Below are 25,951 nucleotides of genomic sequence, written 5' to 3' on the forward strand. Positions count from 1 at the left end.
GGGAGTCTGCCAAAGAAGTCGCCTACTGATAAACAGCTAAGTTAAGTGCGTTTGTAATGATGCTATTCTAAGTACTTAACACAGACATAACAACTTTAGGTGTGTGCAGGTTGCAATTTTTTAACGCGTTCTTGATACAAGTCAATCTCATATTATGAAAGAAAGTTACATAAAGGAACGTTATGGTTCCCATCGTCAACTTTTTGCTTTGTGGGCAAACTCCCAGTGGGTCGATTTTGTCAGTTTATCTTCAGTTCCGCGCTTTTCTGGAAGCATTATAACTGCCTCAAATCCGATGGGGAATATTTATTCAAAAAATAAGAACCATCGTTTTAATTTATGGTTGGCCAGTGCATTGATACATCGACATTGTCATTTTATTACGCTTTGGGGGGCCGCAAAAGATAATAGCCATGCCGAATTGAGTTTCTACTGCCAATTAACGCCACTGCAAAGTCTCATGTTGGCGCGGCGGTTTCATCAACTGGCAATCTACACCGTCAATAAGAGAGCTGAAGTAAAGCTGCTAAGTTGTGTTGACTCAGCCCAGTTTAGTCACTTGGGAACTATTCAAAAATATTGGCATCGTTCACCGCGACGCTATTTGCACCTTAGACAACGATTTTGAAGCTGTATAAGGCCTGCAAAATAATTGACGCTATCCGGCAATGTTGGTGCGGCAGATTAAAAATTATAGTTAAGATCAAATGCTAAGCTGTTCTCACTAAGCGGGGTATTATCTGGGTAGACTTGATAACGTGCTTTTAAAGCTAACTGTGTGTTGAGCTTATAAGCGCCTTCGAAATTCATGGAAACCGTTGAGTGATGCTGTTCATCACTTGTGTTTTGCTGATTAAACATCCCAGATAATTCAACTTCGGATGAGAGCTGATATCTTAGTCCGGTACTTAAATTCATACCATGCCTGGACGCTATGTCACTTAATTGTCCATCTTCTAACGGCTTAAACCCCGTTTCGATAAACCAGTGAAGCTGATTGGGTAGCGCATATTGATAGCCGCCAATAAGCCTTGTATCTCTAGAGCCAGCTATAAAATCAAAATTGGCGGAGTCATGGCGGGTATAAAGATACCAATGAGATGTTGAAGCGTTCGGCGCGCTGGTCTGACTCATTTGGGCAAATGCGGGCATAGACACGACTACGCACAGTAGTGAAATGATGTGCAAATCCATTCGCAATCCGTTCATAAGCCGAGCCCGATTTTAAAGATGATGAATAAATTATGAACTAATTATTCTGTCTATATCATTTTTGTGGATGCTGAATCAATAACTGATTCTAGCCTAAAGAAAAAAGTTTTTATCAGGAATCCTTTCTCCTATTCGTAGTGGCAGCAGAATAAAGGGCGATCAGTGTGATCGCTAATAAAAGACATATCGCGGGAAATTTTCGGTTTTTGCTAAGAGGATCGTCAGGGGAAGGTCATTTTTAAGTATTCATTTTAATGATGTGAGAATTCTTGAAATAATATTTTTTCTTGACAAACTATGTTAACTAATGAAAGGTAGGGCTATAGATTATAGAGGTTACGAATGTTACAGATTACCAGCCTGACAACTACCACCATTATTATTCGCACCATTACCGTTGGGCGCGAGGCGGGCTGATTGTAACTTCTAAAGTGATTCAGGGCCCGTCAAACGACGGGCCTTTTTTTTAGGGCAAAAAATAGAGGAGCTGTTGGGAATGAGGGTTTTAAAATTTGGAGGGTCGTCGCTGGCTGATGCTGAGCGCTTCAACCAGGTCGCTGACATTGTATTGAATACATATCGACAAGACCCGGTAGCCGTGGTGCTTTCCGCCCCTGCTGGTATTACGAATCAGCTAGTCGCGTTAATCGAGCAGGTTGATGATGATGCGGCGGTGCAGAACTCATTGTCAGCTTTTAAGAAGATATTTATTCAGCTATTTGAAGGACTGCACCAATTCTATCCCTCGTTTGCCCTTTCACCTATGCAACAGCAGCTCGCTGATAAAATCCAACAACTGAAACAGTTCTGTCACGGCATGCAGATGCTTAAATGCCGCCCCCAAACGACCCAGGCAGCGGTTTTAGCCTCTGGTGAAGAGTTGTCGGTGGCTTGTATGAAAGCGTTACTGCAGGCTCGTGAGCGCCCTGCAGAGATCCTCGATCCACGTCTGTTATTTGCCGGGGAAGGTGAACCGCTCAATGCCAGCGTAAATATTGCGCTGAGCCGTGAACGGTTTGCTTGCCAGAATATTGATGAAAAGTATGTCTATCTAATGCCTGGTTTTACCGCAAGTGATGCTCAAGGCAATACGGTTGTGTTGGGGCGCAATGGTTCCGATTATAGTGCTGCGGTGCTCAGCGCTTGTATGGATGCCGATTGTTGTGAAATCTGGACGGATGTCGATGGCGTCTATAATTGCGATCCTCGGTTGGTGAGTGATGCGAAGTTGCTCTCGCATTTAAGCTACGCTGAAGCGATGGAGCTTTCATACTTTGGTGCGAAGGTCTTACACCCTCGGACGATTGCACCGATTGCCCAATACCATATTCCCTGCCTGATTAAAAATACCTTTAAACCTCAACATCAGGGGACTTTGATTGATGCCCATCAGGCCGACCAATCAGTACAGGCGGTTAAAGCATTATCCAGCTTATCTAATTTGACCATGCTCACTGTTTCTGGTCCCGGAATGAAAGGGATTGCGGGTATGAGTGGACGGGTATTTTCCTGCATAGCGCAGCAGAAAATTTCGGTGGTGTTAATTACCCAGTCTTCCTCTGAATACAGCATTAGTTTTTGTGTTCATAGCGTTGATGCCGAGCATGCCGTGCAGGCTTTGCGCAGTGAGTTTTACTTAGAGCTAAAAAATCAGCTGCTTGAACCTGTGGAGCAAGTTGACCATCTGGCCATTATCTCTTTAATCGGTGATCAGATGCGCTCGAGTAAAGGGGTTGCGGCGCGATTTTTTACTGCTTTAGCTCAGGTTTCTATCAATATCGTAGCGATTGCTCAAGGCTCTTCGGAGCGCTCTATTTCGGCGGTGATTAGTGAAGCGAAAAGTGAAGAAGCGATTCGGGCCTGCCATCAGAATCTTTTTAACAGTCGCTCCTATATCGATCTATTTGTGATTGGCTGTGGCGGGGTTGGCCGAGCATTGTTGGAACAGATTTATGCGCAACAGACTCATCTGCTGACGCAACAGATTGGTTTACGAGTGTGTGGCATTAGTAATAGTAAAACGATGATTACCAATCCTGAGGGGATTGATCTTAGTCAGTGGCGACAGCTCCTTTCTCAAAGTGTACCTAATGGTGGCTTTTCTTTAGCAGAGGTCAGCGAAATGGTGCGAGCGCACCACTTGATCAATCCGGTGATTGTGGATTGTACCAGCAGCGAAGATGTGGCAGCGCTATATAGTGAACTGCTCGGCAACGGATTCCATGTGGTCACCGCCAATAAGAAGGCTAATACTGGTGACATTCATTATTATCGATTACTTCGCCAACAAGCTCTCAAGCATCGTCGCAAGTTCTTGTATGATACCAATGTAGGCGCAGGGTTACCGGTTGTTGAAAACCTGCAGAATTTACTCAAAGCGGGCGATCAACTCCAGCGTTTTACTGGGGTGCTTTCTGGTTCATTGTCTTATATTTTTGGCAAGCTTGATGAAGGGATGAGTTTTTCTCAAGCCACACGCTTGGCCTTGGAAAATGGCTTTACTGAACCTGATCCGCGGGACGATCTATCGGGGACCGATGTCGCTCGTAAATTATTAATTCTGGCTCGCGAATCCGGAATTATGCAGGATTTAGACGATATCGAAGTGCAACCTGCAATAGCGCCAGATTTTGATATGAGTGGTTCTAAAGAAGATTTTCTGGCTCGTTTAGAGCAAAATGATGACTACTTTAATCAATGGATTGAACAGGCTAAACATGAACAAAAAGTGTTGCGTTATGTCGGTGAGATTAATGAAGGTAAATGCCGTGTGAGTATTCAGGCTGTCGATGTGAGTAACCCGTTGTACCGCGTTAAAGATGGTGAAAATGCGTTGGCTTTTTATAGCCGTTATTATCAGCCTCTGCCGTTAGTCTTACGAGGGTATGGGGCTGGCAGCGCTGTGACTGCTGCCGGTGTTTTTGCCGATATCTTAAGAACTTTAAATTGGAAACAGGAGATCTAGCATGTCAGTGGTAACTTATGCTCCGGCATCGATCGGGAATGTCAGTGTTGGCTTTGACGTGTTAGGTGCTGCCTTAGAACCGATTAGTGGAGAGTTCTTGGGGGATCGCGTTCAGGTTTATGCCAGTGAACACTTCGCGATTGAGAATCGGGGGCGTTTTGCGCATAAACTTCCAGTTGACCCCAAGCAGAATATTTTGTTTGGATGTTATGAGTATTTTATCGATCAGATTAAAGCACTGAAATTAGCCGAGCGGCCTCTGGCGATGATTCTGGAAAAGAATCTGCCCATCGGTAGTGGATTGGGCTCGAGTGCTTGTTCCGTGGTGGCTGCTTTTGAAGCGCTCAATCAGTTTTATGATGCACCATTTGATGCCAATCAGATGCTGCTGATGATGGGCAAGTTGGAAGGGAAAATCAGTGGCAGTGTTCACTATGATAATGTTGCGCCATGCTATTTAGGGGGCATCCAACTGATGCTCGAAAGTTCCGGGGTGATCAGTCAGTCGATTCCAACCTTCGACGATTGGCTCTGGGTTCTGGCTTACCCTGGAATTAGCATTTCAACGGCTGAAGCGCGCGCCATTTTACCCGCACAATATCGTCGACAAGACGTATTAACCTATGGACGGCAACTCGGCGGGTTTATTCATGCCAGCTATACCAATCAGCCGCAACTTGCTGCAAGTTTTTTAAACGATGTGATTGCTGAACCTTATCGTCGCGCTTTAATTCCGGGATTTGATCAAGCGCGTCATTTTGCGTTAGATGCCGGAGCGATCGCCAGTGGCATTTCGGGGTCAGGCCCGACGTTATTTAGCATCGCGACCGATATGGAACAAGCTGAACGAATCGCGGATTGGCTGGAAAAACATTTTGTTCAAAACGAAGACGGATTTTGCCACATTTGTCGTATCAATAAACAAGGCACGCAAGTTACAGGAAACCAACTATGAAGTTATACAACATTAAATGCCCTGAGCAGCAGGTTAGTTTTGCCGAGGCGGTTCAAATCGGTTTGGGTAAGAATCAGGGGCTGTTTTTCCCGTCTGAGTTAACAAAATTAGCGAATATCGATGAACTTCTGAATCAGGATTATGTAACTCGTAGTAGTGCCATTTTGCATCATTTGATTGGCGATGAACTCTCGTTAGCTGAAGTGACGGAGATGGTTCGCAATGCCTTTAGTTTCGCTGCCCCCATCACTAATGTCAGTGACAATGTCGCTGCTTTAGAGCTTTTCCATGGGCCCACTTTGGCATTTAAGGATTTTGGTGCTCGTTTTATGGCACAGTGTCTGAAACGGTTTAGCGCGGGGCAAGCCGTTACTATTTTAACGGCAACTTCAGGAGATACCGGGGCTGCGGTGGCTCACGCCTTTTATGGTATTGAGAACATAAAAGTTGTGGTGTTATATCCAGAAGGGAAAATCAGTGAGTTGCAAGAAAAGCTGTTTTGTACGTTAGGAAAAAATATTACGACCGTTGCGGTGAAAAGTGACTTTGATGCCTGTCAGGCCTTAGTCAAACAAGCCTTTGATGACGAGGCGTTGCGTGAACAGGTCGGGCTTAATTCTGCCAATTCTATTAATATTAGTCGATTGTTGGCTCAGGTCTGTTATTACTTTGAAGCAGTTGCGCAGTTGGCGCAAGAAAAGCGTCAAAATGTCGTTTTTTCTGTTCCCAGTGGTAATTTTGGGGATCTGACCGCGGGATTGATTGCTCAGAGCTTAGGATTGCCGGTTAAACGCTTTATTGCTGCAACGAACATCAATGATACGGTTCCTCGTTATCTGGCCGATGGGCAATGGTTGCCCCATCCAACCGTGGCAACTTTATCCAATGCAATGGATGTCAGTCAGCCGAGTAATTGGCCTCGGATCGAAGAGCTGTTTAAAGTTCAAAATCGCTCTCTTAGTGAATTAGGCTTTGGCGCGTTGACCGATGAGCAGACTCAAGAGGCAATGTTGGCACTGTATCAACAGGGATATGTCAGTGAACCGCATGGTGCGATTGCTTGGCAACAACTTGTCAGCCAGCTTCGCGAGGCAGAGCAGGGGATTTTCTTATGTACCGCCCATCCCGCGAAATTTAAATCAGTGGTGGATGGGATTTTGCCAAAACCGGTGGAATTACCTGATGCCTTGGCTCAACGAATTGATTTACCATTACTTTCTAAATATTTTCCAGCTGAATTTGCGCCATTAAAAGAATTATTAATGGCCGTTTCTGGCTAAATTTTAAGCGAGGGGATTGATCTTCTGGCTGAGTTTGCGCATCCTTGTCGCTTTTATGCAAACAGATGCGCAAGGATCATGAGTAAAATTCTCTCAAATTTGCTGGATCTGCTCAGTTTAGAATCGATAGAGCAGGGGTTATTTCGGGGTAACAGCGAAGATTTAGGGATCGGCGTCGTTTTTGGTGGCCAAGTTCTAGGGCAGGCGTTATGTGCTGCCAGTGAAACGGTCATTGAAGAGCGCCGAATTCATTCGCTACATTCTTATTTTTTGCATCCCGGTGATCCAGCAAAACCGATTGTTTATGAAGTCACCAAATTACGTGACGGACGAACCATCACAACGCGCCAAGTTCGGGCTATTCAGTATGGCCGTCCTATTTTTATGATGATCGCCTCTTTTCAGGAGCAGGAAAAGGGTTTTGAGCATCAAATGAGTATGCCTGATGTGCCATCGCCTGAGGAACTGCAGTCAGAACAGGAATATGCTTTTGGGATGCGTGATCAACTTCCAGCAGCATTGTGTAACCGGTTTATCTGCGATAAACCAATTGATATTCGGCCTGTACAGTTTATTGATCCCATTAATCCTCAAGCTTGCGAAGCTAAACGTAGTATCTGGATGAAGGCAAATGGGGTATTAAATGACCGACCAAACTTACACCAGTCGTTGATTGCCTACGCCTCGGATGTTAATTTCCTACCGACGGCTCTGCAGCCGCATGGTCGGACCTTCTTTGATAAAAAATTGCAGGTTGCAACCATAGACCACAGTATGTGGTTCCATCAACCATTTCGCATGGATGAGTGGTTGTTATATGTCATTGACAGCCCCGCTGCATCATCAGGGCATGGGCTGGTTCGGGGCCAATTCTTCAATCAGGAGGGGGTACTCGTTGCATCGACTGCTCAGGAAGGTGTGATTCGCGAAATTCCCTAGTCAGATGCAACATAACGCTCGAATACGGTGTTAAAGTCGTCGAGTGCCCATCTTGACAACTTTAACACCAACATAGAAAATTGTTGGCACATAATTTGTGACAATTTGGTGTGCCTTTCTTGCTCCAGACTTCTGCTTTTAAAATCGATTTCAAAACATTCACTTATAAGTCGTTATGGGTGATCGTCTTCACGCTTGCTATTTTTGCTGCAAATCTTTCGAGTGGTGATCTGCGGGGCGATAGTATGGTGTATGCGGCGATTTCAAAAAATATTCTGACGCTGCATTCACCGCTGGTCATGCACTTTAATGATGCCATTTATCTGAATAAGCCTCCCATGTTATTTTGGTTGACCGCATTAAGCCTGTATGTGTTTGGCCACAGTATATTCGCGGTCAATCTGGTGGTGGCTTTTTCCGCTTTGGTCTTGAATTTAGCTTTTTTCTACTGGATAGCCAGAATATGTAAAGGTTATAACTTAGCTTATCTGAGTATTTTTTGCCTCGATACTAGCTATGTCATTTATAAAAACTCGCATACCTTAAAAATGGAAGCCCTCACGGCATTTTTTATTGTGATGGCGATGATTTTCTTCTGGCATTATCTCAAAGATAAGCGGTTGATGTGGATACTGGGTTTTGGCCTGATGAGTGGCTTAGCTGTCATGACTAAAGGATTTCTGGGAGGGATACCTTGGGCGATTGTTATTGTGTATCTATTGACTCCGGTTGGTCGTGATATCCGCTCGCGCCAGTTTTTGCTTCATGCAATGGCTGCATTGTTGGTCTTTTTGGCTTCATTTTTATGGTGGTATGTCTACATTTCGCTGCGAACTGATTTTTTACATCACTTCTTATATGATGAAGTTTGGGCCCGTTTGGTCACCTCGGATACTTCTGAAGCAACGCAATACAAACATAAACCTGTTTATCGTTATCTTTGGTTCATGCTCAAAGATTACTTTATGTATCTGCCATTTTTCTTATATGGCTGTTACCACTTATATAAGCATAGAGATTCGAATATTGATCGAGAAGGGCTGACCCTTTTAGCCATCTTTACTATTTTTTGTTTTGCGGTAGTTCATCTGATTAGTACGCGTTCTGAACGTTATCTGTATGAGTTTTTTATCACAGCTGCTTTTTTTAGTGCTTATGGTATTTCTCGTGTCCCGAAGCTTAAAAACGTTAATTTTGCCAGTTGGTTAAAGGTGATGGGGACATTGTATATGCTGTTCATTTTGACGACACCGTTAAAGTTGGGCTGGAATAGTTATACTTCACTTCGAGATTTGCAGAAGCTAAGTGACAATATGCATGTGCCGATTATGGTCAATAAACATTGGCTCCCCAGTTACGTTGATCAGGCTGCCGTTACGTTCTTCTTGAATAACCCTCCTTTAGACTCAGCGCCTAAAGGAAGTTATTTCACGATACTGCCTCGGGAATACCAGGGGCCTCTTAAATATAAACTGGTTGAGAAAACGCGGCAGTTGCGCATTGTATTGGTAACAAAATCTGATTGTGTTACACAATCAGATGACTAAATAAGGTGGTTGATTAGGGAATTATAGGCAATAAAAAGCCGCTCAAAGAGCGGCTTTTTGAATATGAGAAAAGCGTTATTACATTTTTTCAGTAAAAGTACGAGTAATAACATCCTGCTGCTGTTCTGCTGTCAGTGAGTTAAACCGAACTGCATATCCAGAAACACGGATCGTCAACTGTGGGTATTTTTCAGGGTGTTTTACAGCATCTTCAAGCGTTTCACGACGCATAACGTTAACGTTTAGGTGTTGGCCCCCTTCAACGCGAGGTGCTGAATGCATTGGAATTTCACGATATTCAATGCGACCCAGTTCGGCTAATGGAACGATCTGATCTTCGTCATAAAGACCATCTTTGACACATAGGCAACGAGCCTGTTCGTTCGCTTCGTCTAGTAACCAGAAAGAGTTTAGCAGTGCATCATTACTTGCTTTAGTAATCTGAATACCTTTAGTCATGGTATGGCTCCTATACTATCTACTCGAGTAACTTAGGCCTGCCAGTTGTTTCTGGATATGATCTCAATCATATTTTTACAATTGAGTTTTCTAAGACAAGCCCTTTGATTGACCTCAATCAATGTTGTTCATACTAACATGGTTTAATAACCATTTAAAAGATATGGATATATGTACTTTAGATGCATCTTTAAGGGCCTGCATTGATCCAGGTGAAATTTTGGGGTGTTATTCGTTTTCGCCAGCTAGTTGTTTCAGCCAGCTGATTTCTTGTGGCCAGATGTGTTGGTCAATTGTTTCTAAAATCAATGGGATATTGTCAAAGCGTGGATCTTGCATCACATACTTAAAGCAGTCATGGCCAATTTCTCCCTGACCTAAACTCTGGTGGCGATCAATTCTCGAGCCTAGTTGACCTTTGCTGTCATTGAGATGCATGCCTCTTAGATACTCAAATCCAATTAAGGCGTCGAAATCGGCAAAGGTTTGCATAAATCCTTCTTGAGTATGAATCGGGTAACCTGCGGCGAACCCATGGCAGGTATCGATACAGACGCCAACTCGGCTTTTGTCTGCAACATTTGCAATAATCTGGCCGATTTGTGCAAAATCCCAGCCGAGATTTGAACCTTGTCCGGCGGTGTTTTCAATTACTGCAACGACTTCTGGTACTTCTTTATGTGCTAAATTTATCGATTCACTGATCTTAGCCAAGGTTTGTTCGACACTTTGTTTGCGAAGATGGGAACCTGGATGAAAATTAAGTAGCTTTAGTCCGAGTTGGTGGCAGCGGCTTAATTCATCAACAAATGCTTGACGAGATTTATTGAGTGCATCTGGCTCTGGGTGGCCCAGATTAATCAGATATGAATCATGTACTAAGATTTGCTCAGCACTAAATTGATAGCGAGCACAGTTGGCTTTGAACTGGTTGATTGCTGTTGCGCTCAAGGGGGGGCTTTGCCAGCGGCGCTGGTTTTTGGTAAATAGAGCAAAGGCTGTGGCTCCGATTTTTGCTGCATTGACGGGGGCGTTAAAGACACCTCCGGCTGCGCTGACATGAGCTCCAATATATTTCATCGTGAGTTGACCCCTGTTAGATTGGGTTAGGAGAAACACCTACTATTGTGAAAACGAACCTTGTTCTGAGCTTAACAGGTTCGTATTCTATTGACTTTGAATTTGTTAAAAGAGTTAAATTATGACAGAAACATCCTGGACGGCGATATTAGGTGAAGAAAAAAATAAGCCTTATTTTGCTCAGGCGATGCAATTTGTGGCTCATGAACGAGCGCTGGGCAAAGCGATATATCCTCCTCAGGAAGATGTTTTTAATGCATTTAAACTAACTTCACTGGAGAATGTGAAAGTTGTTATCTTGGGTCAAGATCCCTATCACCAGTTTGGTCAAGCACATGGATTATGTTTTTCGGTTCGTCCGGGAGTGAAAGTACCGCCATCTTTGGTGAATATATACAAAGAGCTGAAAAATGATATCCCGGGGTTTGAAATTCCCGCACATGGTTATTTGGAGTATTGGGCCAAGCAGGGTGTGTTACTGTTAAATACAGTGTTAACGGTTGAGCATGGCAAAGCGCATTCTCACGCTAGTTGTGGTTGGGAACAGTTTAGTGATTCTGTGATTACTAAACTTAACGAGCATTGTCAGGGCTTGGTTTTTATGTTGTGGGGGGCGCATGCGCAGAAAAAAGGCACCGTGATCGATACTCGCCGCCATCTGGTTTTAAAAGCGCCGCATCCATCGCCATTATCGGCTCATCGAGGTTTTTTGGGGTGTCATCATTTCTCGATGGCCAACCAGTATTTGAGTGAATCAGGAAAAACGCCAATTGATTGGCAAATACCAATGCATATAGCTCAATAGACTATAGTGATATACCTCAATAGGCTATAGTGAAATATGAAGGGGAAGTGTATCTTTGATGCACTGATTGGGAGTGTGAACTAACGACCTAGATCTGGGATTGATTTTGGTCCGACTGGAGCTAAGGAGTATACGATGTTAGACAATATTTCAAAGGAGCATCGCAATATTGCGTCTTTGTTGAAGGTTTTGGAGCATAAACTTGAGTTAATTCGCTCTGGAAAGACCGTCAAATATAAATTGATCGCTGATATTATTTCGTACATGCGCGATTATTCGGATAAGTATCATCATCCTAAAGAGGATGTGATTTATGATTACTACCGCAAATATCGTTCATCAGATGCTCAGCAAACGGTGTCGAATAAGCTCGAGAATGAGCACGATACATTGCGTCAAATGACTATTGAGTTAGCTGATGTGGTAGAACTTATTCTGCTAGATGCGGTTATTCCGTTAGATCAATTTAGTGAGAAGTTAGAAAATTATATCAACTATCAGTGGCGTCATTTAGATTACGAAGAGCAGGAGGTTTTCCCGGCCCTTAAAGAAGCACTAACTGAAGATGACTGGCGTAATATTGAACAAAACTGGGAGCACTCAGCTGCTCGCGACCCATTATTCGGACCGCAAATCGACAAGCAGTTTGAAGAGCTGGCTGAACGGATCGCAATCTCTGAGAGTTAAGCGTTGGCGAAGGCTTTTACATAAGTAGGTATTAATTTAAACTGAAGGTTCATATCTGCTTATGAAATGGAGCTTTTTTTGATGTATCGATTGCTTGCCCTTGATATTGATGGCACAACGTTAAATTCACAGAATAAAATTTCTCCCCATGTTGTTGAAGCAATATCACAGGCAAAAGCTTCTGGGGTTGAGGTCGTTTTCGCATCAGGTCGCCCGGTCGAAGGGATTATTATGCACCTTGAGACGTTGGGGCTTAATCATGATGGCCAATTTATCGTCAGTTATAACGGTGCTTTGGTGCAAAAGATGGGGTCTGATTTGGTGTTAGGAAACCTGCAGGTATATGGTAAGGACGCCAAAAAGATCGCTGCTCAAGCATATGCTCTTGGGGTGAATGTTCACGCGTTTAGTTTAAAACGTGGTTTAATTACACCCGCAGTTAGTCGTTATACTGAGCATGAAGCGTTTATGAATGATATTCCCTGGACTACCATAGATTTTAATGACTTGGATGATGATGAACCACTTATTAAAGTGATGATGATTGATGAGCCGGAATTGCTTGAACCTGCGATGGCTGGTTTGCCTAGTGAATTTTACCAGCAATATAGCATTTTACGTAGTTCACCATTTTTCTTAGAGTTTATGCATCCTAACGCGCACAAAGGCAATGGTGTCGCTGCGTTGGCTGAGTATTTGAATATTCCGCGTGAAGAGGTGATCTGTGTGGGGGATGCTGGCAATGATCACCAAATGCTTCGTTGGGCAGGCCTCGGGGTTGCGATGGGAAATGCCGATTGTGAAACCAAAGCGATAGCTGATGCAATTACTGGAACTAATGACGAAGATGGTGTCGCCCAAGTTATCGAAAAATACATCTTGAATGCCTAAGTTTAAATCATTTTAAAGTCGTTCATGCTCGATATAAATGCCTATTACACTGCTTGAGTGAATAGGTATTTTTTATTTCTGATACGTTATATATTGAACGATATAATAAAAGCGTTATATATTGAGGTATATAATGAGTAACCAGCAACCATCATTACTACCCCTACAATTGCAAATTGGCGGGCAGGCTCTGTTTACCGAGCAGCGTATTCGTTTGCTCGAAGCCATTGGCGAATATGGATCATTAAGCGCTGCGGCTAAATCATTGCCCATGTCTTATAAGGCTGCTTGGGATGCATTAGATACAATGAATAACCTTTCGGAGCAACCGCTGGTTATCACCCAAAGCGGCGGGCGACGAGGTGGTGGCACCCAGTTGACGGTCGCGGCTACGCAATTGATTCAGGTGTACCGAGCATTGCAGCTTGAGTATCAACAGTCTCTCGTGAAATTACAGCCACTGTTGGCTAATCAGCCTGAATTTGAACTGGCTAAATTGCGATTATTGTTGCGCCAGCTGCACTTTCAAAGTAGTGCTCGTAACCAGATTAGTGGGCGAGTGATCAAAGTGAATAAGCAAGGGGTTCGGGCTCAGGTTGTTGTCCAAGCTGGGGCCAATTTTCAGGTTAAAGCAGCGGTAACCAGTGAAGCCGTCCATGAACTCATGTTAGCGCCGGGTGTGGAAGTTTTAGCACTGATTAAAGCGCCGCAAGTTAAGCTGTATGCGCCAGAACATCGGGTTCACTCGCATGCAAACTATTATCAAGGTTCTATCACACGGTTATCCCCAGATAGCCATCATTGTCAGGTGAGTGTTGCCATTGATGCGCATAAAAACTTAGCCGCTTTGTTAAAAACAAAGCAGGTAGAGCAGCTTGCGTTGGTTGAAGGTCAGATGATTGCAGTTGGATTTTCACCTTCAGCCGTTGTTTTATGTCGTTATGATGCTTAACTTTATCAAATATAAGGGAATATAATCGTGAAAAAAACATTAGTGGTAGCTGCTTTGGCACTCTTAGCTTCTATGACTGTTGCCCATGCTGAGGAAGTTAAGGTTGCGGTGGCCGCTAATTTTTATAAACCTTTGCAGGTTCTGGTAAAAAACTATCAACAAAGCAGTTCTGATCAAGTAATGCTAAGTGTTGGTTCAACCGGGAAATTGTATGCGCAGATCGTCAATGGTGCACCGTTTGATATTTTTTTGGCAGCGGATCAGAAACGGCCTCGAAAATTAGTTAAAGCCCATGTTGCAGTCGCAGGCAGTGAATTTACCTATGCTAAAGGTCGGTTGATTTTTTGGTCGAAGCAACCAAAGCTTATCGATGGCAGTGAGCGGTATCTTAAAGAAGGCAAGTTTAATAAATTGGCACTTGCTAATCCTAAGGCCGCTCCATATGGAGCCGCCGCGGTTGCAACACTGAAAAAGCTGGGGTTGTATAACAGACTTAAAGATAAATTTGTTTTTGGTCAGAATATCGGCCAAACCTATTCCTATGTGAGTTACGGAAATGTGCAACAAGGGTTTGTGGCACTTTCCCAAGTGTATCGTAATGGCAAGATCTCAACAGGTTCTGGTTGGATTGTTCCTAATCACTACTATCCGGCAATCCGTCAGGATGCGGTATTACTGAGTAAAAGTGCTGATAATCAGGCTGCTAAAAAATTCTTAGCTTATTTACAATCACCTAAAGCCAAACAGATCATTCACTCATTTGGTTATGATGTAAGCGATAAATAGGCATTTCCCAAGTGCTATTTCTTGATGTTAATCTCACTAGTAATAGCGCTGGATGATTTGTCTTGATTTAACTGTAACGATTAGGTGAATAAATGGTGTCCTCGGATTTCATGGTGATGGTGTTAACGCTGAAGTTAGCCCTCATCGTTACGATTATTCTACTTCTGTTGAGCACACCCATCGCGTGGTGGCTATCACAAACCAAAAGCCGATTAAAATCTCCTGTTAGTGCAATCGTTTCACTGCCACTGGTTTTGCCACCAACGGTATTAGGGTTTTATCTGTTACTCTTGATGGGACCTCATGGGCCCATTGGTCAGTTGACGGATTGGTTAGGCGTCAGTCCATTGCCATTTACCTTTACCGGCATCGTTATAGGCTGCGTGATCCATACTCTGCCATTTGTCCTTCAACCGCTACAAAACGCGTTTGAAGCGATTGGTCATCGACCATTAGAGGTGGCCGCTACTTTGCGAATGCCGCCGGGAGTTGCGTTTTTTAAAGTTGCACTGCCTCTGGCTCGCCCGGGTTTTTTCTCGGCGGCTATTTTAGGTTTTTGTCACAGTATTGGTGAGTTTGGCGTCGTACTCATGATTGGGGGGAATATTCCGGGGCAGACCCGAGTGATGTCTGTCGAAATTTATAATCATGTCGAAGCATTAGAGTATGGTCGGGCAAATCAACTTGCGGCTGTTCTGGTTGGGTTTTCATTTGTCGCGTTATTGCTCATATATATGCTCAATAGCCGTTTAGCAACTCGGAAAGTGACCTTATGAGTGAGTTAACCATCCGTTTTAAACGCCAGTTGAGCGATTTTGAATTAGATATCAATGAGCAACTTCCTGCACAGGGTATTAGTGTGCTTTTTGGTGAGTCAGGTTGCGGAAAAACAACAATATTACGGGCTCTGGCTGGGTTAGAGCGTTTGCCTGAGAGCTTTTGTCAGCTTGGGGAGCATTGTTGGCAGGATGAGCAAAGAAATCACTTTGTCCCGACTTATCGTCGTCCAATAGGTTATGTTTTTCAAGAAGCCAGTTTATTTGAACACCTCAATGTAGCGCAGAATTTACAATTTGGTTGGCGGCGAATTGCGCCTAAACAACGTAAGGTATCAATGGGCGATGTCTGCCAGTTGCTGGGGATCAGCGACAAGCTTGAGCGACGCCCTTGTTCGCTCTCTGGAGGGGAGCGCCAGCGGGTTGCCATTGCTCGAGCTCTACTCACTTCGCCGCAGTTACTACTCATGGATGAGCCGTTATCGGCGCTCGATTTAGCTCGTAAACGAGAGTTTTTGCCATATTTGGAACGACTGCATAACGAACTGGATATTCCTATTGTTTATGTTAGCCATGCCCCCGAAGAGGTCATCCGTCTAGCTGACCATCTGGTTTTGATGAAACAGGGGAGAGTGTGTTTAAGTGGTCCATTGCAACAGACATTATTGAACCCCAAAAGTGCCCAATTATTTGCTGACGGGGCCAGCAGCGTTATCAATACAGTTGTAACCAGCCATTTAAACGGATTAACTGAATTGGCTTGTGGTTCTAAAGTGTTACAAATGTCTAAACGTGACATTCCCATTGGCCAAAAGATTCGTTGCCGGATCTTCGCCAGTGATGTCAGCATTAGTCTAACGAAGGCCCAAGATAGTTCGATTCTTAATTTATTACCGGCCACGGTGTGTTCATTGAAACCCGGTGTTCGACCTGATGAGGTCTTAGTGCAATTGGAATTGGCCGAGAAAACGCCTTTGTTAGCACTATTATCGCGTTATTCGTGCCAACACCTTAAATTGATCCCGAACATGGTGGTGTGGGTGCAGATTAAAGCAGTGGCTATTTTATAAAGGAGTTGTGTGGATATTCCGATTGTTTTAAAACACCAGGATTTTGTGCTGGTGGATAAACCCTATGGTTTGTCATTTCATCGTGAAAATGACCAACCAGGGTTGGCTCAGTTCGTCAATAAAAAAATCGGAGCCGTATGGCCCGTTCATCGGCTGGATAAGATGACTTCAGGGCTGGTGCTATTTGCAACGAGTGCTGAGGCGGCCGCCAGGTTTCAGATTCTTTTTAAAGAGCATAAGATTGCGAAGTTCTATTTAGCATTAGCCTATGGCAAACCCAAGAAAAAGCAGGGAGAGGTGAAAGGTGATATGTGTAAAACGCGCTCGGGGAGCTGGAAACTAACTTTTTCGCAAAACAATCCCGCTCGAACACGGTTTTATAGTAAAGCGTTAGGTGATGGTCTGAGAGCTTATCTGTTACGGCCTTATTCAGGGCGGACGCATCAGTTACGTGTGGCAATGAAAAGCCTTGGGGTGCCGATTTTGGGCGATGAGCGTTATAACGGTGCCGATGCAGAGCGAGGATATTTAGATGCCTTTGGGCTCCGATTTGATTGGCAGGGAGAGAGGATTGAATATTGTCGCTTTCCTCTTCAAGGCCAACAGTTTTTAGATGCACAAGAGCAACTAAGCGACTGGCTTGAGCCTTGGCAACAACCATTTCCAGATGCTTAATTGCCGTTGATGACAGACTTGCCAAATAATAAAGGCACTATTAAAGTGCCTTTATTGGTAAGTCCATGCTGGCTTAATTACTATCTAAGCTGGGGGCAGCAGGTTGAACTGGAATTTGTGATTTTGGCACATAAAGGAGATTGTTAATGCCTTGTAGGTCTGACTCTTTCAGCGTCCCAGCTAACTGTTTTAAAGTTAACATATTAATGATGTAATCATAACGAGAGGCTGCTAATTCTTCTTTCGCCTGATAATAGTTACTGGTTGCATCCTGCACATCAACGATGGTTCGTGTACCCACTTTAAAGCCCGCTTCAGTTGCTTTTAACGCGCTTAGAGATGATTTAACTGTCTGCTCGTAAGCTTTAATCGAACTTAAGTTAGCTCGAACGTTATTATAATAACTGTTTAGGTTTGTTTGAATCGTGCGATAGGTATTTTCCAAAGATTGACTGGCAGCTACATAGTTATAACGCGCTTCACGCACTTTGGAATTAATCTCACCCCCCTGGTACAGAGGCACAGAAAGTTGCAGGCCAATGTTCGCTGAATCAGCATGACCTTGGTCAGAAGCTCTACTGGCAATCGAATTATCACGATAGTCTTTGTATTGTGTGCTTAAACCGCCGTTAAGAGATAAAGTTGGTAGATGACCTGCTTGCGCGACATCAATCTGCTGCTCTGCAACTTGTTTAGCGATACGGTCAGCATTAAGCTGCAAGTTTTTATCTATTGCTGAGTCCATCCAATATTTGTTTTGATGGCTTAGTGGGGCTGGTGAAAACTCTTTCGTATTAAGCAGTTTTAGATTACGCGGTATGACACCAATCAGTTTGCGAATTGATTCATAGCTATTATCTAGCTTGTTTTCTGACTGGATTTCTTGGGCAACAGTGCGATCATATTCAGCTTGAGCTTCATTCACATCAGTAATAGGGGTTAAACCTACTTTATAACGCTGTTGGGTTTGTTCTAATTGGCGTTTGACGGCGTCTTTATTGGCTCTGACATAAGAGAGGTCATCAATGGCTCTTAGTACATTAAAGTAAGCACTTGCAACACGAACCATTAGCCCCTGTTGCTGATACCCATATAAAGCTTCTTGTTGGGTTGCATCTTTCTCAGCAATCCCAAGATTAAGCCAGTTCGCTCTTGAGAAGATAGATTGGGTCAGAGTGAGGCCCGCACTAGCATTATCATATTTTGCTGGTGAGTAATTACCTAACGTTGAGCTATAAGTGTATCCACCATCGATGCTCAAATGCGGCAACAATGCTGCTTGCGATTGGTTAATCCTCTCAAATGCAGCATCACGTTCGGCTTTTGCTTGTAGGATGACCGGATCTTTTTGTTGTGCGAGTTTATAAATTTGGAGCAAATCGTCAGCATAGCTATTAAAAGCACATGCACCAAGACCGGCTGCTACCAACAAAGATGTGAGTTTGAGCTTCATTCTGATTCCTTTTTGCCTTCAGAGGAATACCTCAAGATACATATAAACTATAAAGGTATGCGGATATTGCAAAAGTATCTAGTGATTATAGGGCTACAATACTACGAAATTTTGATTGCCTAGGCAATTGACTTTTACACGCGAGATATTAAATAGGACAATAGGAGACAGTTGTTGTCACAGTTTGAAATGATTTTCAAATATCTAGGGACTGTTGACCTTTGGTGGTTGAATTTTGTTCAAATTAAACGCATTTTGAACGCGATGCAATTTTGTGCCGCTTAATGAGTTAAGCAAGTAGGGTGCAACAAAGTTCAGGATGCGTTTAAATGAACCAAGAAGGCAGTATCTGAGAGAGATTTATCCTGAGTTAAAAGAGTGAACGGCAAAATGTTCGTCTTGCCTAAATCAGCCTCAGATTGCTGAAAAAATAATTACAAAAGGTCAACAGCCCTCTAAGGATACGGCATGAAAAATAATATTGATGTTGCTCGTTTTGATCGCAATGATGTTGAAGTGAAAGAAGTTACACCGTTGTACCATGGATTTTTTAAGTTAGATGGCTACCAATTACGACATCGTTTATTTGAAGGTGGCTGGAGCGATTGGTTTAGTCGCGAAGTATTAGATCGCGGCCACGCCGCAGCCGTTTTACTTTATGACCCACAACGTGATGAGGTCGTGATGGTAGAGCAATTTCGGGTCGGCGCGTATCCAACCGCACAATCGCCTTGGCAACTTGAATTAGTGGCAGGTATGCTAGATAAAGAGGGCGAGGACCCACAAGATGTTGCGCGCCGTGAATCCGTTGAAGAGTCTGGATTATCATTGGGAGAAATAGAAAAACTCTATAGCTATTATCCAAGTGCTGGCGGGATGACTGAACAGATTCATCTGTATGTTGCTCAAGTGGATGCTAGCGATGCCGGTGGTGTACATGGTTTGGCTAAAGAGAACGAAGATATTCAGGTGCATATTTTGACTCGTGAACATGCTTTTGAGCTGACACAAACCGGACGAATTAATAACGCCGCAGCGTTGATTGCGTTACAATGGCTCGCTTTGAATGTGAACCAGTTGCGCCAACGCTGGGGGTATGCCCCGATTAGCCAATAGCTAGGAGATTGATTTGGATTCAGTGGTAAAAAAATATCGCGTTGACTTGAATAAATTGATGCAGGTTTATTCAGCAAATTATCTGTTGTTCTGTCGGATGTTTCCGACTGAAATGGAACCTGGCGAACAACTGAGATTGCGTCCGTCGGGGCAGTCTTCGCCTGTTTTTACCGGGGATTTCGAACTAAAATGTTGTGAACAAACACGCTATACGTCCGTGTTCGCGATTTGCCAGCGCTATCGTCACGCTTTGCCTGGTTTAAAAGAACCACATATGGTGGTGAAACTTTATCACGATGCATCGTTGGCTGAAGTGTGCTCAAGTCAGCAGATTTCAAAGCTTAAGCCACGCTATGATTATCCGAATCATCAGATGTATCAGCAAGATGAAAAACAACAAGTTAATCTGTTTTTATATGATTGGTTGCATTATTGTTTAAAACATCGAGTGGCCGTAGATGCATAACGAATACCCGTTCGGCCGATAGTCAACACTTTTTAGTAAGATAACATTGTGGAATTTGAAAAAATTTTTACTCATGTTGATTCAGACGGCGACTTACGGCTGTTGCAACTGACCGATACTCATTTATTTGCTAACTCAGCCATGGGACTGTTGGGAGTGAATACGTTAGCTTCGTTAGAAGCGGTCATAGCTCAAATTCAGCAAGATGACATCCCTTTTGATTGGGTTATGGCTACTGGGGATATTTCTCAAGATCACAGTGCGCGTTCATATGAGCGTTTTGTGGAGACAGTCAGTGTTTTAGAAAAGCCGATTTTGTGGTTGCCAGGTAACCATGATTGGCAGCCGGTTATGCATCAAACGCTCAGCCAAAAAGGATTAAGTCGTGCCAAGCAGCTGGTGAGTGATCATTGGCAGTTAATTTTGCTGGATACTCAGGTTACAGAGAAGCCCCATGGCTATTTAGAGCCGGAGCAATTAGATTTTCTAGCGCGTTCGCTCAGCGAATATCCTCAAAAACATGCGCTTATTTTAATGCATCATCAGAGTTGCTCTATTGGTTGCAACTGGCTTGATCAACATAACTTAAAAAATGCGGATGCTTTTCATGAGGTGATTGCACCTCATCCGCAGGTTAAAGCGGTACTATTCGGTCATATTCACCAGAATTTTGAATATCAGAGCGCACAACTGGCTTATATTGCTTCTCCGAGTACATGTATTCAGTTTTTGCCACTGTCGAAAGAATTTGCGCTGGACCGTCAGCAACCTGGGTACCGTTATTTGAAACTGCGGGCAAATGGCGAAATTCACTCTCGAGTGAGACGTCTAGCTGGTCAACAGTTTCTGCCGGATGCCCAGTCTCAGGGATATTAATTTGTGCCGGCTGTTTGTCCATCTAATGTAGGATAATAGATGACACGTTATTTACTTTTTTTGCATGGTTTTCAGGGAAGTAGTCAATCCTTCAAAAGAAAGTGCATCGCACAATATCTTTCAGAAACTCATAGCCCCATTGAATTGATCTCGCCGCAATTGGCTTGTTATCCAAAACCCGCTTGGAGTCAGATCTGTGAGATAATGCAGAGCTTCCAAGGTCAGATCCTCGGAGTGGTGGGTTCATCATTAGGTGGATTATTTGCAGCACGTGCTTCTCTTGATTACGATTTACCCGCAGTATTGGTTAATCCTGTTGCTGATTTATCGATGGTTCCGATGCTGTTGGGGGAACATGTGCATCCATATACTCAGGAACGATTCCGTTTGTGTCAACATCATCTGGATGAGTTGGAGCAACTGCGAATCAGTCCGGATGACACAAGTGTGAAGCAGTGGCTGATGTTGCAAAAAGGCGATGAAGTGCTCGACTACCAAAAAGCACTGGTTGCTTATCCACATACCAAACAGACGGTAGAAAATGGCGGTGAACATGGTTTTGCCGAGTTTAAGCGATATGTCCCTGCGATCATGCGTTTTTTTATGACTTACGAAAAATTGGATAATAATGACTAACGAATACACGTCAGATGCTATTGAGGTTTTAAGTGGGCTCGATCCGGTGAAGCGTCGGCCAGGGATGTATACCGAGACAGACCGCCCAAATCATTTGGCCCAAGAGGTGATTGATAACAGCGTTGATGAAGCAATCGCCGGATTTGCTCGCAATATTACCGTAACGCTTTATGCTGATCAGTCTCTCTCAGTCTCTGATGATGGGCGCGGTATGCCTGTCGATATTCACCCGGAACAAGGGGTGAGTGGGGTTGAACTTATTTTTACCCGACTGCATGCAGGTGGCAAATTCTCTAATAAAAACTATCAGTTTTCAGGGGGCTTGCATGGGGTCGGAATATCGGTTGTGAACGCACTTTCGTCGAAAATTGAGGTGGAAGTGAAACGTGATGGCCAGCGTTATGAGATGGAATTTGCTGACGGTTTTAAAGTTAAAGACTTATCAGTCGTTGGCACTGTTGGTAAGCGAAACACCGGGACTGTCGTTCATTTTTGGCCAGATGCTAAATACTTTGACTCTCCTAAATTTGCCTCGGGTAAGTTAGCTCATCTGTTAAAAGCCAAAGCGGTATTATGCCCAGGCTTAACCATCGAATTTATTGATGAAGTGAAAGATGAAAAACAGAGTTGGTGTTTTGAAGGCGGCTTAAATGATTATCTTACTCAGGCGGTTGAAGACTCAGAAACGCTGCCACAAACGCCGTTTTGCGGTGAAATTGTCACCAAAACAGATGGTGTCGAGTGGGCGTTGACGTGGTTGCCTGAAAGTCCACAGGGCGTCACCGAAAGTTATGTGAACCTTATTCCGACGCCGTTAGGCGGTACCCATGTTAATGGGTTACGCCAAGGGTTAACTGACGCCATGCGGGAGTTTTGTGAGTACCGTAATTTGCTCCCTCGTGGCGTGAAATTGACCCCCGATGATCTCTGGGACAGGCTCAGTTATATTCTCTCGGTAAAAATTCAGGATCCGCAGTTTGCCGGACAGACCAAAGAACGTTTGTCTTCTCGCCAATGTGCAGCGTTGGTTTCTGGTGTTGTTAAAGATGCGTTTAGTCTGTGGCTGAACGCGAATACCGCTGAAGCAGAGCAGTTAGCCGAATTTTTTATCAGTAATGCTCAAAAGCGACTACGTTCTGGTAAAAAAATTGCTCGTAAGAAAGTCACTAATGGTCCGGCTCTGCCCGGTAAGTTGACCGACTGTTCAACACAAGAGCCGCTGCGTGGTGAGTTGTTTTTAGTCGAAGGTGATTCAGCCGGAGGAAGTGCCAAACAGGCCCGAAATCGTGAATTCCAAGCCATTATGCCGTTGCGCGGTAAAATTCTGAATACCTGGGAAGTCGATGGCGCTGATGTATTGGCCTCGCAGGAAATTCATGATATCTCTGTGGCATTGGGGATTGATCCCGATAGTAACCAGCTGGAAAAATTGCGTTACGGGAAGATCTGTATTTTGGCAGATGCTGACTCGGATGGGCTCCATATTGCCACGTTGCTTTGTGCATTGTTTATCCGGCATTTCCGGCCTCTTGTTGACAATGGCCATATTTTTGTAGCCATGCCACCACTGTATCGTATTGATGTCGGCAAAGAAGTTTTTTATGCACTCGATGATGGTGAGAAAGAGACAATCTTGGCAAGAATTGAAGCGAACAAAAAACGTGGTAAGGTAAATGTTCAGCGCTTTAAAGGGCTCGGGGAGATGAATCCACTCCAGCTGCGTGAGACGACAATGGACCCCAATACTCGCCGGTTAGTTCAGCTGACTATTGACGATTATGAAGGCACCATGGATCTAATGGATCAATTGCTTGCTAAAAAACGTGCTAGTGACCGTCGATGTTGGCTCGAAGCCAAAGGAAATATGGCGATAGACTTGATTTAAACGGAGCCCTGTGTGGTAAAAAACCTGTATGTTGGTATTTTAAGTAAAACTTTACTGTCAATTACGGGGCTATTGCTGCTTATTTTTGGCGGCCTTGTCGCGTTAAATTATATCAACATCAGGCATTTTTTCGAAACAGAGCGTATAGAAACAATTCATCATCAGCAGACATTATTTAATGAGCACTACATTGATGTGGGGCGTCAACTGCAATTGTTGACTAATCTTTCGTTAAACCACAAACCCCATCTGCTGATTAATCAGCAACATGCTCAGGCTATTAATCAGCTCCTTAAAGAAAATTCTCCCATTCCGCTCGCCGAGACCATCATTGTAACGCCTGAGCAGCAGACTATTTGGCCTACGAAGAACAACTCCCATTCCCAAGTGATTGTGAACTGGTTTAAAAAAAATGATAAAAGAGGGCAACATAAGTGGGTGCTCGATTGTTATTCTCAGTGTAATGTCTATTTTGATACGCAGTTTAAGCATCAAGGTCAAAGCTACTCATTCATCTATGGTATTGAGGCTGCTAAGTTATATCGCAGTTATTCAGAGACCAGTCGCCAGGGACACCTGTTAATGGCGATTCAGTCGAACCATAAAGTTGCACTGCTTTATTCGAGTCAGAAGATTAGTGCTCATATCGGTCAACTGATTAACCAGACAACAGCTCAAGAGCTCGCAAATGGCCTGCGAGATTTTTTCAATGCAGGACAGGCGACAGAGTTGGTGAGTTTCCAGATTCAAAACACTACCGCTAAATTGCCTATTTTTTTCGTTCAGTTTAATTCGATCAATGGCCTGGTTGCGAATTTTCGGCAGGCAAATCGGAACAATGTGATTTACGGTATTTGTTCGTTAGTGTTAGCCATTTTACTGTTGACTGCGTTATTGCGGCATCCGCTGGTGCGAGTGCGCCAACTCACTTATAGTTTGCCGATGCTGGCAACTTCTAGCTTTCGTCAGTTTCGTCAGGCCATTGTAAATAGCCGCTCGTCTTGGTTGATTGATGAATCGGATAAGCTTGGCGAAGAAGCGGTGACATTGTCCTATCAGTTAGAGCATCTGGAAAAACAACTGCAAAATCGGGCGGCTGAACTTGAGTGGTTAGCTGAACATGATCACCTTACCCAATTGCCAAATCGGCGTCATTTTGAGCAACTCTTACAAAAACGGATTCGCTTACAAACCGCTGGTTGCTTGATGCTGATGGATTTAGATAACTTCCGTTATGTCAATGACTTAAGCGGTCATCATTGTGGTGACCAGATGTTACTGCAGATCGGTCAGTTGTTGCGGCGGATCATCCCTGAAGATGCGATATTGGCCCGTTTTTCAGGCGATCAGTTTGCTATCTATATCGATGGTTTATCACCGCCTCTGGCAAAACGATTTGCTGAACGTATTAATTATCGTTTAGGTGAGATAAAAGTGGCTGGACGAGAGACGGTTCACTCGGCTTCGATGAGCATCGGTCTGGTTGTTTTCCCGGAACATGATAGCACTTATGCAGGGCTGATTAGTAAAGCCGATATGTGTCTATATCAGGCTAAATCACAGGGAAAGCATTGCTCGGTCATCTATGAACCTGAACACCAAAATGGCGATTTAATTCAGCGTCAATTCTGGCTGGATTTAGCAAAACACGCAATTGAACGCCACCAAACAGTTCTGTATTTTCAGCCGATCAGAGATAATCGAGTTGATCAGATCCGCCATTACGAAGTGCTATTGCGAATTAGAGGTGACAATGGCCAGATGATCTCGCCATTGGAGCTCATCTTAGCGGCCGAAAATAACGGTTATATTTTTGAAATCGATTTATGGGTGGTTCGAGCGGCCCTCTGCCGGTTGGCAACAAATCTTAAATATAATTGTCGCGACCGGTTAGCGATTAACCTTTCGGCTCGCTCCTTTAGCATGCCCGGTATTATTACGCAAATTATTGCCGAAATTAAACATTGGTCGATTCCGGGCGAGCTGATTATATTTGAAATAACTGAAACGGCAGCGTTGCCCGATTTTGCCAAAGCACAGGAACATATTGAAAAACTTAAGTCGATTGGTTGCGCAATTGCCTTAGATGATTTTGGCGTTGGGTATTCTTCATTCCATTCGGTGCGTGAGTTAGCGCTTGATTATGTTAAAATCGATGGCTCGTTTGTTCATGATATTTTGAATAACCATAAAAACCGTTATTTTGTGCGCTCCATATGCCGCATCGCACGTGACTTAGGGCTATTAACGATTGCTGAATATGTAGAGAACGAGCAACTGAATCATGAATTACACCGGATCGGAGTGGATTTTTCCCAAGGGTATTATATTGGCAAGCCTATGCCTGCCGAACAGATCTGGGAGCATCAGAATAGCTCGCAGATTTTGTCATTAAGAACACCCCCCCCGACTTATAACAATCTCAAATAGGAGAAGGTAC

The 25,951-nt window shown here is 43.8% G+C and carries 24 protein-coding genes; 20 read left to right on the forward strand and 4 right to left on the reverse strand.

From position 1 onward, the window contains the following. Positions 1-154 precede the first annotated feature (154 nt). Positions 155-628, forward strand: a complete 474-nt coding sequence (locus tag EV690_RS08485) for a DUF3293 domain-containing protein (protein ID WP_131912548.1) — start codon at positions 155-157, stop codon at positions 626-628. Positions 629-684: 56 nt separating this feature from the next. Here EV690_RS08485 and EV690_RS08490 read toward each other — a convergent pair whose 3' ends face one another. Then, complete coding sequence (locus EV690_RS08490) at positions 685-1,194, reverse strand: outer membrane beta-barrel protein (RefSeq protein WP_131912549.1); 510 nt, start codon at positions 1,192-1,194, stop codon at positions 685-687. 514 nt (positions 1,195-1,708) lie between these two features. Here EV690_RS08490 and thrA point away from each other — a divergent pair. The 5 genes from thrA (at position 1,709) to EV690_RS08515 (ending at position 8,898) form a co-directional block, all read left to right on the forward strand. Then, positions 1,709-4,177, forward strand: a complete 2,469-nt coding sequence (gene thrA / locus EV690_RS08495; protein ID WP_131912550.1) for a bifunctional aspartate kinase/homoserine dehydrogenase I — start codon at positions 1,709-1,711, stop codon at positions 4,175-4,177. A 1-nt stretch (position 4,178) separates the two neighbouring features. Then, positions 4,179-5,132: a homoserine kinase gene (gene thrB, locus EV690_RS08500; protein WP_131912551.1), complete on the forward strand. Its 954-nt coding sequence runs from the start codon at positions 4,179-4,181 to the stop codon at positions 5,130-5,132. Then, complete coding sequence (gene thrC / locus EV690_RS08505) at positions 5,129-6,412, forward strand: threonine synthase (protein WP_131912552.1); 1,284 nt, start codon at positions 5,129-5,131, stop codon at positions 6,410-6,412. The genes thrB and thrC overlap by 4 nt, the downstream gene beginning before the upstream one ends. 78 nt (positions 6,413-6,490) lie before the next feature. Beyond that, positions 6,491-7,351 (forward strand): acyl-CoA thioesterase II, encoded by an 861-nt coding sequence (gene tesB, locus EV690_RS08510; protein ID WP_131912553.1) that lies wholly within the window; start codon positions 6,491-6,493, stop codon positions 7,349-7,351. 119 nt (positions 7,352-7,470) lie between these two features. After that, positions 7,471-8,898 (forward strand): ArnT family glycosyltransferase, encoded by a 1,428-nt coding sequence (locus EV690_RS08515; RefSeq protein WP_131912554.1) that lies wholly within the window; start codon positions 7,471-7,473, stop codon positions 8,896-8,898. A gap of 78 nt (positions 8,899-8,976) precedes the next feature. On the opposite strand, the gene grcA is transcribed toward EV690_RS08515, so the two are convergent. Continuing rightward, a complete protein-coding gene (gene grcA, locus EV690_RS08520) occupies positions 8,977-9,357 on the reverse strand; it encodes an autonomous glycyl radical cofactor GrcA (protein ID WP_131912555.1) in 381 nt (126 codons plus the stop codon). A 228-nt stretch (positions 9,358-9,585) separates the two neighbouring features. Beyond that, positions 9,586-10,437 (reverse strand): deoxyribonuclease IV, encoded by an 852-nt coding sequence (gene nfo, locus EV690_RS08525; protein WP_131912556.1) that lies wholly within the window; start codon positions 10,435-10,437, stop codon positions 9,586-9,588. A 121-nt stretch (positions 10,438-10,558) separates the two neighbouring features. Here nfo and ung point away from each other — a divergent pair, with 121 nt between their 5' ends. The 8 genes from ung (at position 10,559) to EV690_RS08565 (ending at position 17,079) form a co-directional block, all read left to right on the forward strand. Further along, on the forward strand, positions 10,559-11,242 hold the full coding sequence (ung, locus tag EV690_RS08530) for a uracil-DNA glycosylase (protein ID WP_396022804.1): 684 nt from the start codon (positions 10,559-10,561) through the stop codon (positions 11,240-11,242). Positions 11,243-11,377: 135 nt separating this feature from the next. Further along, positions 11,378-11,929, forward strand: coding sequence for a hemerythrin domain-containing protein (locus EV690_RS08535; protein WP_131912558.1), 552 nt, complete (start codon positions 11,378-11,380; stop codon positions 11,927-11,929). A gap of 81 nt (positions 11,930-12,010) precedes the next feature. Continuing rightward, the gene (locus EV690_RS08540) at positions 12,011-12,820 is read left to right on the forward strand and encodes a Cof-type HAD-IIB family hydrolase (protein WP_131912559.1); all 810 of its coding nucleotides are present in this window, start codon (positions 12,011-12,013) and stop codon (positions 12,818-12,820) included. Positions 12,821-12,953: 133 nt separating this feature from the next. Continuing rightward, positions 12,954-13,772 carry a TOBE domain-containing protein gene (locus EV690_RS08545; RefSeq protein ID WP_131912560.1) on the forward strand — a complete coding sequence of 273 codons (819 nt, stop codon included), beginning with the start codon at positions 12,954-12,956 and terminating at the stop codon, positions 13,770-13,772. A gap of 27 nt (positions 13,773-13,799) precedes the next feature. After that, on the forward strand, positions 13,800-14,558 hold the full coding sequence (gene modA, locus EV690_RS08550) for a molybdate ABC transporter substrate-binding protein (RefSeq protein WP_131912561.1): 759 nt from the start codon (positions 13,800-13,802) through the stop codon (positions 14,556-14,558). Between the two features lie 92 nt (positions 14,559-14,650). Beyond that, positions 14,651-15,334, forward strand: coding sequence for a molybdate ABC transporter permease subunit (gene modB / locus EV690_RS08555; RefSeq protein WP_131912562.1), 684 nt, complete (start codon positions 14,651-14,653; stop codon positions 15,332-15,334). Continuing rightward, positions 15,331-16,404: a molybdenum ABC transporter ATP-binding protein gene (gene modC, locus EV690_RS08560; protein ID WP_131912563.1), complete on the forward strand. Its 1,074-nt coding sequence runs from the start codon at positions 15,331-15,333 to the stop codon at positions 16,402-16,404. The genes modB and modC overlap by 4 nt, the downstream gene beginning before the upstream one ends. 9 nt (positions 16,405-16,413) lie before the next feature. Continuing rightward, a complete protein-coding gene (locus EV690_RS08565; RefSeq protein ID WP_224054922.1) occupies positions 16,414-17,079 on the forward strand; it encodes a TIGR01621 family pseudouridine synthase in 666 nt (221 codons plus the stop codon). 73 nt (positions 17,080-17,152) lie between these two features. Here EV690_RS08565 and tolC read toward each other — a convergent pair whose 3' ends face one another. Next, positions 17,153-18,532, reverse strand: a complete 1,380-nt coding sequence (gene tolC, locus EV690_RS08570) for an outer membrane channel protein TolC (RefSeq protein ID WP_131912564.1) — start codon at positions 18,530-18,532, stop codon at positions 17,153-17,155. A 468-nt stretch (positions 18,533-19,000) separates the two neighbouring features. On the opposite strand from tolC, the gene nudF reads away from it, so the two are divergent. Genes nudF through EV690_RS08600 form a run of 6 tightly spaced genes read left to right on the forward strand, consistent with a single transcriptional unit; the run spans position 19,001 to position 25,941 of the window. Beyond that, positions 19,001-19,648 carry an ADP-ribose diphosphatase gene (gene nudF / locus EV690_RS08575; RefSeq protein ID WP_131912565.1) on the forward strand — a complete coding sequence of 216 codons (648 nt, stop codon included), beginning with the start codon at positions 19,001-19,003 and terminating at the stop codon, positions 19,646-19,648. A gap of 22 nt (positions 19,649-19,670) precedes the next feature. Beyond that, a complete protein-coding gene (locus EV690_RS08580; protein ID WP_224055062.1) occupies positions 19,671-20,114 on the forward strand; it encodes a DUF1249 domain-containing protein in 444 nt (147 codons plus the stop codon). A 48-nt stretch (positions 20,115-20,162) separates the two neighbouring features. After that, positions 20,163-20,990 (forward strand): 3',5'-cyclic-AMP phosphodiesterase, encoded by an 828-nt coding sequence (gene cpdA / locus EV690_RS08585; RefSeq protein ID WP_224054921.1) that lies wholly within the window; start codon positions 20,163-20,165, stop codon positions 20,988-20,990. 39 nt (positions 20,991-21,029) lie between these two features. Continuing rightward, complete coding sequence (locus EV690_RS08590; protein WP_131912567.1) at positions 21,030-21,626, forward strand: YqiA/YcfP family alpha/beta fold hydrolase; 597 nt, start codon at positions 21,030-21,032, stop codon at positions 21,624-21,626. Continuing rightward, positions 21,619-23,511 (forward strand): DNA topoisomerase IV subunit B, encoded by a 1,893-nt coding sequence (parE, locus tag EV690_RS08595; protein WP_131912568.1) that lies wholly within the window; start codon positions 21,619-21,621, stop codon positions 23,509-23,511. The genes EV690_RS08590 and parE overlap by 8 nt, the downstream gene beginning before the upstream one ends. Before the next feature lie 12 nt (positions 23,512-23,523). Next, on the forward strand, positions 23,524-25,941 hold the full coding sequence (locus EV690_RS08600; RefSeq protein WP_131912569.1) for a putative bifunctional diguanylate cyclase/phosphodiesterase: 2,418 nt from the start codon (positions 23,524-23,526) through the stop codon (positions 25,939-25,941). Positions 25,942-25,951 lie beyond the last annotated feature (10 nt).

It is taken from the genome of Celerinatantimonas diazotrophica (genome assembly GCF_004339545.1).
Lineage (GTDB): Bacteria > Pseudomonadota > Gammaproteobacteria > Enterobacterales > Celerinatantimonadaceae > Celerinatantimonas > Celerinatantimonas diazotrophica.